The organism is Phycisphaerae bacterium, assembly GCA_024102815.1.
Classification (GTDB): Bacteria; Planctomycetota; Phycisphaerae; order UBA1845; family UBA1845; genus JAGFJJ01.
In genome coordinates this window covers 19078-32631 of sequence record JAGFJJ010000045.1, presented here as the reverse complement: position 1 = coordinate 32631, position 13554 = coordinate 19078, and the positions used below count along the sequence as shown (strand labels likewise).

Genomic DNA, 13554 nt, shown 5'->3' with positions numbered 1-13554 from the left:
GCCGGCGATACCCGCCGGATTGCTCGACTACCAGATCTCGCTCGACCAACGCGTCACATACTTCACGACTGCCGGCTCAGTTCGCCGCAGTCCGACCCGCTCCCCGGTCGCCGGTTCGCCGCTCCGTCGGTTTGCCGTCGGTATTCGGGGCGTCGACCCGCTCCGGAGGGATGGAGGGCTCAACATCGTAGAGCAATGCCCCTTCCTCGCAGCCCAGCCCGGCCAACTCCACGCCCGCCTCTTCCCGCGTTTTCGGCGAGAAGTGAATCAACTGCGAAACGAGGCCCAGCAACGGCGCCGGCAGCGAGACCGTCGCGCATTCGGTGCTCCCCAAAGAGTCGAGATGCGCCTTGCCCCTGTCCGTCTGAAGATTCTGCAACAGGAAGTGATTCGGAAAGCCGTAATGCCCCAGCCGCTCCGATTCCCAGCAGGTCAGCGGCCGGACGATACCCGTCAGCTTGACCTCATTCATGTTCCATACCGTGATGCGGACCTTGGTGAAGAGCCGGTCGAATCCCACGTTGCGGAAATCCACCATCATCGGCTGAAGCGTTAGCTCGACGTCATTGACCGAGGCCATCCGGTTGGCGCTGCGCAGTGTCGATCCGACCGCGGGGAAATTCATCAGCAGCGTGCCCGGCGCCAGATCAAACTCGCCGCCGTTGAAAAGGAGAATGCCGGGATTGCCGTCCGTTTCCTGCCCGCGTCGCGAGGTTCGCGCCTGGAAAGACCACGGCGTGTATTCCCACGCCGATCCGTCCATGTAGTCCACCAGCGTTGCTTTTCCCGAGAGATGATTCCAGTTGATCTCGGCGCCCTCGGAATCAACCGCCCAGAGGACGATGAATCCCCGCACCACCCATCGACCGGGATGATACGGATCGGGGCGCCCCGGCGGATTGCCCGCGTCGAGCTGGCCGAATGGCGCCGTTCCCTTGGGGTGCCCTGTCGCCAGAGACCAGTAGGCCGGCTCGTCCCCCGTCAGGAGGATCAGATTATCGAGCCAGTTCCAGCCTTCGTGCGGCCGGTTGTCCGATCCCTGCTCGAGCGGCTCGTCCCCGTTCACGTAATACATCTGTACGTGAACGTCTTCCGGGAAATCGTTGGTCAGTTCAATGAACGTATCCTGGACGATGTTCCCCGCAGCATCCCACCCCACCGATACGCGCGAGAACCACAGCACGCTGCCTTTCTCGTTGGCCGTACCCCGTACCGATAAATAGGCCTGCCCATTGGCGCTCGATGCGGCCGCCGCTATCAGCGCAACCGTGAGCGCACTCACGGCATTCCTGCTCGTGTTCATCATTCAATCCCCTGCCGAACGATGGCCGATAAATTTCAGCTAGAATGTCATTATCGGTCTTGTCAAAGAAATGTCAAGGTCGAAAGCCTTGCATAAAGCTCAGCTTAGAAAAAACGCCACGACTGGAATTCAGTCGCTTGCGACATCCAAAGGTGACCACTACGTTGTCCCGCTCTCTTGATCTTCAGTGAGCGCCTCGTGGATTTACTCCGTATCCGCAGCCTGCCGTTCATGGCCCGTTACAACTTCTGGGCCGAGTTCCGCCACATGTTCATCTGGGCGGTTCTGGCCGGGCTCATCGAAGGCCAATTTGCTTCCGTTGTCGTTTCCAAGACCTTCCAAGGAAACGACCTGCTGATCGCCATCGCCACTGCCACGCCGTTTGCCGCCCAGATGTTCGGCCTGCCATGGGGAATGCTCTGCGTAGGGAGGCGCAAAGTACGACTGGCCACCTGGTTCGCCTCCGGCGTGGTGCTTTGCAGCGGGCTCGTCTTCGTCATCCCCACCACCCTGTGGGGCGCGCTGTGGTTCATCGCCGAAATCGCCGCGGCGCAAGTGCTGCTCGCCGGTGTGGTCACCGTCCGCTCGGCCTTCTGGCGCTCCAATTACCCGCGCACCATTCGCGGAACAGTCATCGCCCGACTCCAGGCCGCCCGGTTTCTCATCAGCGCCGCCACCACCCTCTCCGCCGCGGCACTGAGCGAACTCGATCCGCAGGCCTTCCGTTACGTTTACCCGTCCGCCGCCCTTTGCGGCATCGTCGGCATCCTCATGATGCAGCGGATCCACGTCCGCCGTGAGCGCGCCGAACTCCAGCGGCGAACCCGCACCGCCGAGGAACCTTATCTTCGCCGCGAAATGGTCGAGCCGTTCAGCCTCACGGCACTCATGTCGCCCGGACACGTTCTCAGCGCGATGTTCCGCGTCCTCCGCGCCGACCACCGTTTTGCAACATACACCCTCGCCCAGTTCCTCGTGGGCACGGCCAACCTCATGACGATTCCGGTCGCCGTCGTCATCGTTACCCGCGAACTGCCCCTGGGTGACCGCGGCGATTTCTGGGTGAGCACCGCGCTCATCGTGACCGTCGCCCGGCTCTCCATGTTCGGCAGCATGGCCCGCTGGGGACGGCTCTTCGATCGGACCGGCGTAGGCCGATTCCGCGTTGTGAATGTCATCTGCTGGACGATTTCATTGGTCTTTGGCCTCATCGGATCCATCCTGGTCGTGGACAACCCCATGCCGGGACCGGCGCTTTTCGTCGCCGCCGTCGCGTGCTTTTTCGCGCGAGCCATTCTCGCCGGATTCGGGCAGGGCGGCGGTGCACTGGCCTGGAACGTCGGCCACCTCGATTACGCCAAAGCCGAGGACGCCGAGATCTACATGGGTATCCATGTCACCCTGACCGGTGTGCGCGGCCTGCTCGCTCCGCTTGTCGGCATGCTCCTTTGGAAGGAACTGGGCTTTCCCGTTTGGGTGGTATGGGGCATCAGCATCGTTTGCGGACTGGCGAGCCTAATGATCTTCTACGGACTCTCCCGCATCGAAGACCGCGATCCGGATGCGCCCTGGAAGCGGACCTGAGCCTGCTCAACCCGGAGTTCTTTCATCGCGTGAAATACACTGCCCTCGAAGGAAGACCGCAAGCGGCTCCCCGGCGCCGACGTCCAGAATCGAAGTCCATGCGCAGGCCCCCTGCGCCAGCGGCAACACCACCAAGTCCGCACGCATGCCGGGCGAAAGGAATCCGGTCTTGCCATCCAGGCCCAGCGCGGCCGAGCCCATTCGCGTTCCCATGCTCAGCAACGTCTCCGCGATAACGTCAGGATGATGTTGATGCAGGAAGCGCACCTCTTCCAGCACGGAGAGGGTGGGATTCGAGGCGAGACTGTCGGTGCCAACGGCGACGGTAATCCCCGCAGCCATCATTTCCCGAAAGCGATGCGGCTCATGCTCGAAAGCGGCGTGTGTGCGTGGGCAATACGCAACGCTCGCGCTGCTTGCGGCGATCCGGGCGATGTCCTCGTCTGAAACGTAGTTGGCGTGAGCGAGGATCGTTCGCCGGCCGAGCAACCCGCAGCGCTCCACCAGCTCCACGGGCGAACATCCTGACGCGGGAATCTTCTCGTCCCACAAGTGAAGCTCTCGGAGGTAGTCCGCAAACGGCCCGGCGGCATTTCGCGTAAATTCCTCCTCAAACGGCGTCTCCGCAACGTGAACACAGACGGGAAGTCGATCTCGTCTGGCGATATCGGCGCACGCCCGCATCGCATCCGGCTCCACGGTGTACGGCGCATGGGGAGAAATACCTGCGACAACCTCTGATCTCGCCACGCCCGGTATCGACGCAGCGGCCAGTCGCTCCGGCAGCAATCCGCGCCGCTTTCCGACGGCCGTGATTTCGCCGAAGGAAACTCCCGCCAAGCTGTGTTCCGCCAGCACCGGCCGGGTGACGGTTGGATGTCGCGTGATGTCCCCCAGCGCCGTGACGCCCGCGCCCAGGGATCGGGCGATTCCTTCCGCCACCGACTTCCGGATCGCATCGTCATCAATCGGCGACGCAATGGTCACGCGGTAGATTCGACGCAGCCAATCGATAAAGTCCGGAGCAGGCCGAACACGGCCGGCCAGATGCGTCAACTCGAGGTGGGTATGAGCGTTGACCAGGCCCGGCAGGATCACCGCCTCGCCGAAATCTTCTTCGGCTCCCGAACACGTCGCTCCGCGGTTTCCGACGCCAGTAATCCGCCCCCCGGAAATCGTAACCGCGCCGCCCTCAATCACCGGCCCGTCACCGGTCCATAGAAATCGGGCCCGAAGCGTCACGGACTCGTTAGCGTCAGCCGGACTCTTCACGTTGGGAACTCAGCGCGACCGGTCCGCTTTTGTACGAAAGGCAACCGACGCTCCTCGCCCACGAGAACCATCGCCCGGCTACTCCGCGACACGATGAAACTCCACGACGGAACCGTCCTCGGCGAATCCGGCCCGCCCGAGCATGGTTCGCAGTGCCTCGTCCTCCACCGGCACCTGCGCCAGGATCGTGCGCATGGCCAGGCGCCGGGCAAGTCCGAGTGCTTGTGACAACAAAGCGTCTTCCAGGCTCAGTCCGCGGTACGCCGGAAGCACACAAACATCCATGACCCGGGCAATATCACCAACCTGGTACAGGGTCGCACGCGCCGCCGGATTCCCTTCCGCCAGCGCCACGAATGCATCAAACGAAGGATCATCCAGCCGCTCGGCGTAGGCGTCGGCCACCGCCTCTCGACCTTCGCCGCTCTGAATGAACGTCTCGCGATAGGCCTGCCGAACAGCCCGGGCATGAATGACACGAACCTGCGGCGGCGAAGGGGAAAGCTCGGCCCATTGTGTCAGGATCATGGCATCAAACCGCCGCGCCTCGAACCCACGCCCCGACAGCAGCGCTTCCAGCGGCTCAATCGCCTGCCCCTCCCCCGGTGACCACCGCTGACAGCGGAGCCCCTGTCGCGCGAACCAGCTCTCCGCCTGCTCCCAGGCCTTGGTCGCGTTGCTGGGATCATCGATGTAGACCTCCCGGAATTGGTTCGCTTCCGGCAGGCCCGCGAATCGCTCACTGTAGAACGCGATGCCGTGATCGAGGGTCTCCTTGTCGCAGATCTGCTGGGCAAACGCCTGCGTTGACCGCAACAGGGAGCTGACCGTCGTTCGAGTCATGATGCCGCACCCTGGTTCGACAGGATCGAAGGAACCTGAAGGTGGTGGTCCGTTTGGAGCTGATACTGGTGTCCGGCCGCGAGCACGCGCTCTTCACCGAATGCCGGCCCCATGAGCTGCAGCCCGATGGGCAATCCCCCGCCGCTGAACCCGCAGGGAATCGAGAGCGAACAAATGCCCGTGAGATTCGCCGATATCGTGTACACGTCATTGAGATACATGGTGAGAGGATCCTGCGTCTTCTCTCCGATCGCGAACGCCGGCGTCGGCGCCACCGGCGAGGCAATCACGTCCACCTGCTCGAATGCCCGGGCAAAGCCCTCGCGGACGCACGTCCGCACCTTGAGCGCCTTCAGGTAATACTGATCGTAGTACCCGCTGGACAGCGCATACGTCCCCAGCATGATCCGCAGTTTCACCTCTTCGCCAAAGCCCTCGCCACGCGACGAGGCGTACACGTCGAATGAATCGCGCGGGTCGGCCGTCCGGTATCCGTAATGGACGCCGTCGTATCGCGCCAGGTTGCTCGAGGCCTCGGCCGTCACGATCAGGTAATATGCCGCAATCGCATGGCGCACGTCGGGCAGCGCGATGGACGAAACGACCGCACCCTCGCGCTCCATCAACTTCACGGCCGAAAGCACCGCACCGCCTACTTCTCGGTCGAGCCCCTCGCCGAACCACGCGTCGCAAATGCCGATTCGAAGCCCGCGAAGCGGACGATCCAGAGAAGCGGTGTAATCCGGAACCGGCACATTGACCGAAGTCGAATCCCGCGGGTCATGCCCGGCAATGACGTTCAACAATAGCGCGACGTCGGCCGCGCTGCGCGCGAGCGGACCGATCTGGTCCAGGCTGCTCCCGTAGGCGACCAGTCCGTAGCGTGAGACCCGGCCGTACGTGGGCTTGAGCCCCGTAATCCCGCAGAATGACGCCGGCTGACGGATCGAGCCGCCGGTGTCGCTGCCCAGCGCCGCCGGGACCATTCCCGTCGCGACCGCCGCCGCCGATCCACCGGACGAACCGCCGGGAACGCGCTTCACATCCCAGGGGTTGCACGTTGGCCCGAAGGCCCCGTACTCCGTACTGCTGCCCATGCCGAATTCATCGAGGTTCGTCTTCCCCAGGAGGATCGCCCCGGCGTCGGTTAATCGTCGCACGGCATCCGCGTCGTAGAGGGAATGGAAATGCTCCAGAATCTTCGACCCGCACGTCGTCGGCTTCGATGTCGCGCAGATGTTGTCCTTGATGGCCACCGGCACTCCCGCCAGCATCCCGGCGGAGTCCCCCCCCGCAATGGCCTCATCAATTCGCCGAGCTTGTGTCAGCGCCATGTCACTATTGACGGACAGGAACGCGTGCAGCACCCCGTCATGCGCCGCAATCTGATCCAGGCAGGCGCGCGTCACCTCCTCGGCCGATCGCTTGCGCGACCGTACCGCCCGGGCGATTTCCGCGGCTGATTCACACGCGCTCATGCACTCCCGCTCTCGCGATCGTTTGGTCGATGCCTCCAGCCCGCATCACCCGTCCGAATGATCCAGCACCTTGGGCACGCGGAAGAACCCGTCCTTGCGCTGCGGAGCGTTGGCTGTCGCCTGCTCGGGCGAGAGCGTCGCACCCTCCGCATCGTCGCGCATCACGTTGCCCAGCGACAGCGGATGCGCCGTGGGCTCAACGCCCTCCGTGTCGATTTCGTTGAGCAGCGCCACGTACTCGAGGATCCGCGACAACTGCTTCGCGTAGCGCGAAACCTCCTCGTCGGTGATCTTCAGCCGCGCCAGGTGGGCCACGTGCCGCACCGCTGCTTCGTCAAGCTGTCCGGACATGAAATCCAAACCTCTCCGCGCCTAGGGCGCCATCCTCCACGCCGCCGCGGCCAGCATGATCCAGCCCAGAATCATCGACAGTCCGCCAAGCGGCGTCACCGGCCCGAGCCACTTCCACCCCGCCAGCGTCAGCCCGTACAGGCTTCCCGAAAACAGCACAACGCCGACGACGAGCAACACGGCCGACGCCGTAGTCGCCCACGATGGAGCGCGCGTCATCATCCACGCCACCGCGAACAATCCCAGCGCGTGATACATCTGATACCGGACACCGACTTCGAACGTCGTAAGCTGCTCGGTGCTCAGCCGACCCTTCAATCCGTGCGCGCCGAACGCGCCGAGGGCGACGGCCGACCCGGCCAGCAATGACGCAAGAATGACACACACGCGCGGAGTCATATCACAACGAAGACCTTCTCGATCCGCCCGCCGATGGCCCGGAATCCCATCGGATGCCCATCGGCCAACAACCGACCCTGAACCCGCCGCGCAGGCTATCACGACTCGCTCGCAACGTCCACGCGGCCGAAGTCACCGGTATCAGACTCGGATCAACTCATATACGTAGGAGGAAACGAAGCACTCGCCGAGGAAGGGAATCGGCAGCAGCACACGCGTCGACCGGCCCGCCCGCGATCCGGAAAAGCCGTTGGTCCTGCATCGCGCGATGTGCAGACCGGCCGGCGCCAGCGACGACTCGAACCGCCCCCGCGTCAGCTTGTTGAGAAATGGATGAAACGTTGCCGTCCGCCGCCACTTGTTGGGCTTCTTCTCACCCGTTGACGGATCGATATCCCATCGTCGCGGAATAAACGACGGATGATCGTACACATCCGCGCAAACGCGAAAGAGCGTGCGCTCCGAGAAAAGAAGATGAACCCACGGAAGCGGAATCAGCGAGTCGAGATGGTGCCCGTACGGACCGCGCCACGGGGACCACCAGATCCACACCCGCCCGCCGGGCCGCAGTACACGACGCCACTCGTGAACCACCAGCGGCACGTCCTGCACATGCTCCAGAACATCGAAGCAGCAGATGAGATCAAACGCCGCATCCACGCAGGGAATGCGATCGGGTCGATCAGCATGAAGAAACGTCGCCCGCGATGAATCATGATCCGCTTTGGCCTTCCCGATCGCCTCGGCCGACAGATCCACGCCGACCACCCGCGCCGCACCCCACGACGCCAGCCGCCGGCTCAACTCGCCCGTCCCGCACCCGAAATCCAGGACGTCCTTCCCCTCAATCCCCCGGGGTTCAAAATGGTCGCGGACCTGCCGCTCCAACTCCTCCGCCCGCCATGCCCGGTAGCGCGAAGCGTCTGTCGTCCGTGCGACGTGATGCGCTCGCCTCGCTGCGGCCCGACGCAATGCCCGAATCGCCGCTGCAAACAACAGCGACTCCGCCACACCGCGACGGCGCGAGTGACCGTCGCACTCCGAGCGGGTCCGCCCGGATGCACGATCTGCGAGAATGGTCCCGGCGCTCGAATTCATGACACAACGGAAATTGCCGCCTCCTCGACAATATCGGCCCTTGGCGGACCCGGATGAAGCTCCGCCCTCCGCTCGGATGACCGTTCAGCGATCGAAACCCGACGGTCGATAACTCCAGCAAGTCGCGCTGCATGGGCCGCGCGCGCTGATCGCCCAAAGAACCGGGACACCGCGGATGATCATGGCCGGGACAACGCTGCCACAGCGATACCCACGTCGGCGCATGATTCCCGCGCTGCGCTCCGCGAGCATCCTGCTCCCGCTCGTCCTGGCCTCGATCTGCTACTGCTCCTTTCGTGCGGATCAGGCGCAAATCGCACAATACGCCCGCCGGACAACCTCCGGCATGCACGACCCCGCGAACAGGGTCCTGGCCTTGCTCTGGCGAATCCACACCGAGCTCCCCACGAGGCACAACACCGCGGGTTTCCTCTTGCCCTCGCTCGGTGCCACGTCCGCACAGGTTCTGCAATCCGGGGGCGACTGCGCCGACAAGTCCCGCCTGCTCGTCGCGTTGCTCCGCTCGCTCAACATCCCCGCCTCACCCGTCATGAGCTTCGACCCCCGCACCAACCGCCCGGCGCACACCTTCGTTGAAGCCCGCCCAACCGGAATGCAGGCGATGCTCGTCGATCCGACATATGCCCTGTCCTTTCCCCGTCCCGACGGCGGCTACTACGGCCTGCTCGACATCCGCCGCGATCCCGCCATCGTCGACAGGCAACTGGCCTCTTCCCGCGTGGAAGGTCCGGAGTATCGCGCCGTTTCCGACTACTACCTCCGCCCGGCCGCGCCCTACGAAAGCGGTTCCACTTTCAACTGGAATCGAGGCGCATTGCCCCGCGCCGCCCGCTCCGCTCTGTTTCCCCTTTTCGGCGAGCGCCTCTACACGTGGCCCCGCCCCATCTTCCTCGAAGAGCCCAAGCTCCTGATCGCGACGTGGCTGCTCGCAGCGACCTTTGTCGCAGCCGCCGTGAATGTCTTCATCACCCTGCGCGGAATGTGGTCGCGGGCCGAGTTCCGCCGATCGTCGGACTCGGTATCCAGTTCGAAAAGCGTGTCCGCGCTGACCCCGGAAGCTCTGCCGGAGGGTCTATAAGGCTACCCCCGGCGTTCCTCCGGGACCTTCACCAATTGTCCCCTGACGGCTTTGACCCCCGCCACGGCCGCGCTAATATCCGCGTATGGATCGGTAGCACGCATTCACCGCGGAGCCTGACATGGACCAGCAGCGCATCGAATCTGCCGTTCGCGAGATTCTCATCGGCGTGGGAGAGGATCCGGACCGCGAAGGGCTTCGTGACACCCCGGCGCGTGTTGCCCGAATGTACAATGAACTCTTCGCCGGCTTGACCCGGGATCCCGCCGAACATCTCAAGACCAGCTTCACCGAAAAGTACGACGAGCTCGTCGTGCTCCGCGACATCGCCTTCAACTCCATGTGCGAGCACCACCTCATGCCCTTCGAGGGCAAAGCCCATGTAGCCTATCTTCCCGACGGCCAGGTTATCGGGATTTCCAAGCTCGCTCGCGTGGTCGAGGACTTCGCCCTCCGCCCCCAGGTCCAGGAGCGCATGACCTCCCAGATTGCCGATCTCCTCGTATCCGCATTGCACGCCAGGGGCGTCGCCGTCGTCCTCGAGGCCACCCACACCTGCATGACCTGTCGCGGTGTGCGAAAGGCCGGCAGCGTCATGGTCACCTCCGCGATCCGGGGCGTCTGCCGCAGCGACGCACGCACCCGAAGCGAAGTGATGGCCTTGCTGCACAAGTAACCCGCCTCCCATGATCGCGCCAAACGTCCCTTCGGACTGAGCGCCCATGCGCGTTCTTTCCTGTGGAGGCGCACCCGTCGCGCCGCCACTCGAATGGCTTTCCGGAGGGAACCCATGCCGGAAACGAACGCGCAGTTCTTTCGCATCCTCTCGTTTGACGGCGGCGGCATTCGCGGAATCATCTCCGCCGTCTGGCTCGACGCCCTGGAATACGAGCTTGGCGGGCCGATCCGCGAGCACTGCGACCTGATCGCCGGAACCTCCACGGGCAGCATCCTCGCCTGCGCCGCGGCCCTTGGCATTCCCGCCGCGCAGATACGCGATCTCTACCGCCGCCGGGGGCGTGACGTATTCACGCCCCTCGCGCCGCGCCTCTGGAATCGCCTCCTTCGCACGCTTACCCAGGGCCTCAGTGCACCGAAGTACGACGATCGCGGCCTGCGCGAAGTGCTCGAAAGTACTTTCGGATCAAGGCGTCTGGCCGACCTCCCCCCGACGCCGCGGCTTCTGATCCCCGCCTACAACACACTCGCGCGACAGGCCGTCGTGATCAAAAGCAACAGCGCCGCATTCGCTTCGCTTCCTCTGTGGGAGGCGGCCAAGGCGTCCAGCTCCGCACCAACTTACTTCCCGGCGCACGTTGCGCGCCTTGGCGGGGCCGAAGTCCCCCTGATTGACGGCGGCGTCGTGGCCAACAATCCCGTCGTGTGCGCCATCGCCGAGGGTCTTCACGTTTGCAGCGATCGAGATGGCGGCATCGGCCTCGAACAGTTCGTCGTGGGATCATTCGGAACAGGACAGGCGACCCGCCCTATTCCGGCGAAGCAGGCCCGGGAGTGGGGTCCGTTGGAATGGGCCGTGCCCGTGCTCGACGTTCTCATGGACGGCGCTGCGGACGCCATGGACTACATCGCCCGTCAGCTCCTTCGCGAAGGCCGGTACGTTCGCCTTCAGACGGAACTGAACCATGCCTGCGACAGGATGGACGATGTCGAGAAGGGAAATATCGTGGCGCTCCTCCGCCTGGCCGAACGCTATCTGGACAACCAGGGCGGCACGGACAGGATCATGAAGCTCGCCGAACTTCTGCGCGGAGGTGCCCGGTAAATGCGAGAGCGGCGGTCAGATTCCCCCGACGGGTACGTTCCAGGGAGCCTTGTTCAGCGCACCGGGAGTGTTGGTGTTGGGATCACCGATCCAGCGATAAACCTGCGTAAGAACCTGCTGGCGGCCCGCATATCCGTACTGCGAGAGAGCGTCGGCGATATTCCCGCCTTCGCCGCCGCCGGCAAACCCTCTGAGAACATCCTCGGCCGTAACCATGCGCCGTTCCAGCGTCTCGATCTCCGTGAAGTCAAGTTCAGGCGAGTTGTAGCGCTGGGCGTCGCGGGCCAGGAACGTCGCCACGGCCCGTGCCACATTGGTTCTCTGATCGGCCCCCAGCGCCCCTTGAACATCCGTGCGGCGGAAGTACTCGAAGGCATCCGTTTCCGCACCGTCGACGTTGACGTTGTTGGCCTGCCGTCGCGTGAGTCGCGCCTCGAAAATCGCCAGGTACGCATCCGCCACGGCCGACGTCTGTGCCGCGGGCACCGCCAGAACGCGGTAGATCTCCCAGAGAACCACGTGATCGGTTTCCGAAACACCCGCTTCGCGCAGCGCCGCCACCATGCGGTCGAGCCGCTCCTTGTCCGTCACGATATCGCGCTGCAACTTCAGCAGGCCGGTGGCGCTGAGGTACCGCGCCGCGGCGTCGCTCGACTTCAAGCCGGCAATCAGTCCGGCAAACGCCTCGGTCTGGAGATTGCCCGCGAAGTCCGCCATCAGGCGCGCCAGCGTCCGGGCGACGGCCGGCGCGGTCGACGACCGGCCGAACCACTCCGACGCCACATCCCCGAATTGCGTGACCAACTGGGCCTTGAACGCAGACGTGTTCTGCGTGTTAGCGTACTCCTGAAGCACCCCCGTGCGGTACTCGTTGAACACGTCCGTCCAGGAAGCACCGCCGGCGATCTTGTCGGAAATCTCCTGGATCTTCGCCTCGCACCATTGGCGGACCTGCCGCTGGTCGGGCAACGTCAGCGTCGCCAGACGGCGAATCGTATCCATCTGCTGCTTCGTCGGCGCCTGGGCCTGCACGCGGTGCGTGCCGAGCAGGACAAAGACCATCGCACAACAGGTCGCAGCTCTTCGGATTCGGGGGCGCATGCGGCATCTCCAGCGGGACGAAAACGGCCGAACCCCCGCCGTCGGCGCAAGTGCAACGGCACGGGCAGCCGGGGTTTCCTGAACAGCCCGGCACGCCGCGTTGCGGAAACGTGCGCGCCGGAGAAGGGAAGGCTAACGGCTGGTTTTCAACGCTGTCAAGGCCGGAATCAATCGACCGGCCTCGGGAGCCTATTGCCGCGGGAGCACACCCGCGCAACGGATGGTAATCGTCGATTCGCCCGTGGCGTCGGTCACGGTCAGATCAGCGTCCGCCGAAGCCGCCACGGATCCCAGTTGCTGACGATACGTCTCCACCAGTTCGCCATCGACCGTAATGCCCGGCAGGGTCGGACGTGGCTCGTAACGGATGACCACTCGCCCGATCTCCACGCGGACGTCCGCAACCTCGAAGGCCAGCTCGGCATTGGGAATCTCGCGGGTCACCTCGGCCCCGCCCGTGATCGGCTCGTCATTGATCGCCAGCGATCCGTCCGAGCCGGCGGTCAGCGTGGTCGAGGCCGTGAAGTCTTCCGTTGCTTCCTGCCCGTCAGGATCGATGACCTCGATAGTGCAGGCGAGATCGCCGTTGTAGGTCCCTTCCGCCAGCCCGTTCTGAAACAGATCGATGCAGCCGGGTACACCCAGCATGGCCGCGCCAATGGCCATCGTGGCAATCCAGCCCAGACCGCCAGCCGCGAGATGACTCCGCCTTCCACCCGCGCGCACCGATCCCGATCCGACCATGGCCGTCTCACTTTTGCGAAACATTGTTCTTTTCCCTGTAGGAATCCGCAGCCGTTACGTCGGGCTGCGATGCCATGCTTCGCGGCCGGAGGACGGCAGGTCAAGTGCTTCAGAACCGGACGGAGTCCGCCTGCTTACCACCAGCAATCCCAGAAGCAGTCGTCGTAGTAATAGTCTTCGTAGTAGACATAGCCGTCGTAGTAGTAGTCGTCACCGCCCCGATCTCGGAAGAAAGTGAAACCGTTGTACGGGTCGCAGGTCGCCGTCGTAACCATGGCGATGCCCCCCATGGCCATCACCGCGAGACGCTTGAGTGCTCCGGATTTCTTCATGGCTTTGCCTCCCTTGCCGGCGGTTTGCAAATGCCGGCCGAACCAACGCTTCCAATCGCCGATAGAACGCCGCACGGAATAATTGACAGATTGAAAATAAGTTGGTTAGACGAAAGCCGAAATGCTGTAAATCAAGGAATAAAAAGACTTTACGTCCAAAATGGCTG

General features: G+C 63.8%; 14 protein-coding genes. 4 read left to right on the top strand and 10 right to left on the bottom strand.

Translation table 11 applies throughout. The annotated features are described in order from the left end of the window. Positions 1–76: 76 nt before the first annotated feature. The gene (locus J5J06_09735) at positions 77–1282 is read right to left on the bottom strand and encodes a hypothetical protein (GenBank protein ID MCO6437354.1); all 1206 of its coding nucleotides are present in this window, start codon (positions 1280–1282) and stop codon (positions 77–79) included. Between the two features lie 219 nt (positions 1283–1501). On the opposite strand from J5J06_09735, the gene J5J06_09730 reads away from it, so the two are divergent. Then, positions 1502–2887 (top strand): hypothetical protein, encoded by a 1386-nt coding sequence (locus J5J06_09730; protein ID MCO6437353.1) that lies wholly within the window; start codon positions 1502–1504, stop codon positions 2885–2887. 6 nt (positions 2888–2893) lie between these two features. On the opposite strand, the gene J5J06_09725 is transcribed toward J5J06_09730, so the two are convergent. The 6 genes from J5J06_09725 to J5J06_09700 form a co-directional block, all read right to left on the bottom strand. After that, positions 2894–4159 carry an amidohydrolase family protein gene (locus tag J5J06_09725; GenBank protein MCO6437352.1) on the bottom strand — a complete coding sequence of 422 codons (1266 nt, stop codon included), beginning with the start codon at positions 4157–4159 and terminating at the stop codon, positions 2894–2896. 78 nt (positions 4160–4237) lie between these two features. Then, on the bottom strand, positions 4238–5002 hold the full coding sequence (locus tag J5J06_09720) for a GNAT family N-acetyltransferase (protein MCO6437351.1): 765 nt from the start codon (positions 5000–5002) through the stop codon (positions 4238–4240). Beyond that, entirely contained in the window at positions 4999–6480 is a 1482-nt protein-coding gene (gene gatA / locus J5J06_09715) for an Asp-tRNA(Asn)/Glu-tRNA(Gln) amidotransferase subunit GatA (protein MCO6437350.1), read from the bottom strand. The genes J5J06_09720 and gatA overlap by 4 nt, the downstream gene beginning before the upstream one ends. Before the next feature lie 45 nt (positions 6481–6525). After that, positions 6526–6831: an Asp-tRNA(Asn)/Glu-tRNA(Gln) amidotransferase subunit GatC gene (gatC, locus tag J5J06_09710; GenBank protein MCO6437349.1), complete on the bottom strand. Its 306-nt coding sequence runs from the start codon at positions 6829–6831 to the stop codon at positions 6526–6528. Between the two features lie 21 nt (positions 6832–6852). Beyond that, complete coding sequence (locus tag J5J06_09705) at positions 6853–7230, bottom strand: DUF423 domain-containing protein (GenBank protein ID MCO6437348.1); 378 nt, start codon at positions 7228–7230, stop codon at positions 6853–6855. Positions 7231–7371: 141 nt separating this feature from the next. Beyond that, positions 7372–8328: a class I SAM-dependent methyltransferase gene (locus J5J06_09700; protein MCO6437347.1), complete on the bottom strand. Its 957-nt coding sequence runs from the start codon at positions 8326–8328 to the stop codon at positions 7372–7374. A gap of 181 nt (positions 8329–8509) precedes the next feature. On the opposite strand from J5J06_09700, the gene J5J06_09695 reads away from it, so the two are divergent. The 3 genes from J5J06_09695 (at position 8510) to J5J06_09685 (ending at position 11210) form a co-directional block, all read left to right on the top strand. Beyond that, the gene (locus tag J5J06_09695) at positions 8510–9427 is read left to right on the top strand and encodes a transglutaminase domain-containing protein (GenBank protein MCO6437346.1); all 918 of its coding nucleotides are present in this window, start codon (positions 8510–8512) and stop codon (positions 9425–9427) included. A gap of 121 nt (positions 9428–9548) precedes the next feature. Next, on the top strand, positions 9549–10103 hold the full coding sequence (folE, locus tag J5J06_09690) for a GTP cyclohydrolase I FolE (protein ID MCO6437345.1): 555 nt from the start codon (positions 9549–9551) through the stop codon (positions 10101–10103). Between the two features lie 114 nt (positions 10104–10217). After that, the gene (locus J5J06_09685; GenBank protein ID MCO6437344.1) at positions 10218–11210 is read left to right on the top strand and encodes a patatin-like phospholipase family protein; all 993 of its coding nucleotides are present in this window, start codon (positions 10218–10220) and stop codon (positions 11208–11210) included. A 15-nt stretch (positions 11211–11225) separates the two neighbouring features. Here the strand turns inward: J5J06_09685 and J5J06_09680 are convergent, their stop codons facing one another. The 3 genes from J5J06_09680 to J5J06_09670 all read right to left on the bottom strand — a co-directional run bounded on the left by J5J06_09680 (position 11226) and on the right by J5J06_09670 (position 13387). Then, positions 11226–12311, bottom strand: a complete 1086-nt coding sequence (locus J5J06_09680; protein MCO6437343.1) for a hypothetical protein — start codon at positions 12309–12311, stop codon at positions 11226–11228. Positions 12312–12500: 189 nt separating this feature from the next. Continuing rightward, positions 12501–13079, bottom strand: coding sequence for a hypothetical protein (locus J5J06_09675; GenBank protein ID MCO6437342.1), 579 nt, complete (start codon positions 13077–13079; stop codon positions 12501–12503). Positions 13080–13189: 110 nt separating this feature from the next. Continuing rightward, positions 13190–13387: a hypothetical protein gene (locus J5J06_09670; GenBank protein MCO6437341.1), complete on the bottom strand. Its 198-nt coding sequence runs from the start codon at positions 13385–13387 to the stop codon at positions 13190–13192. Between the last annotated feature and the right edge of the window lie 167 nt (positions 13388–13554).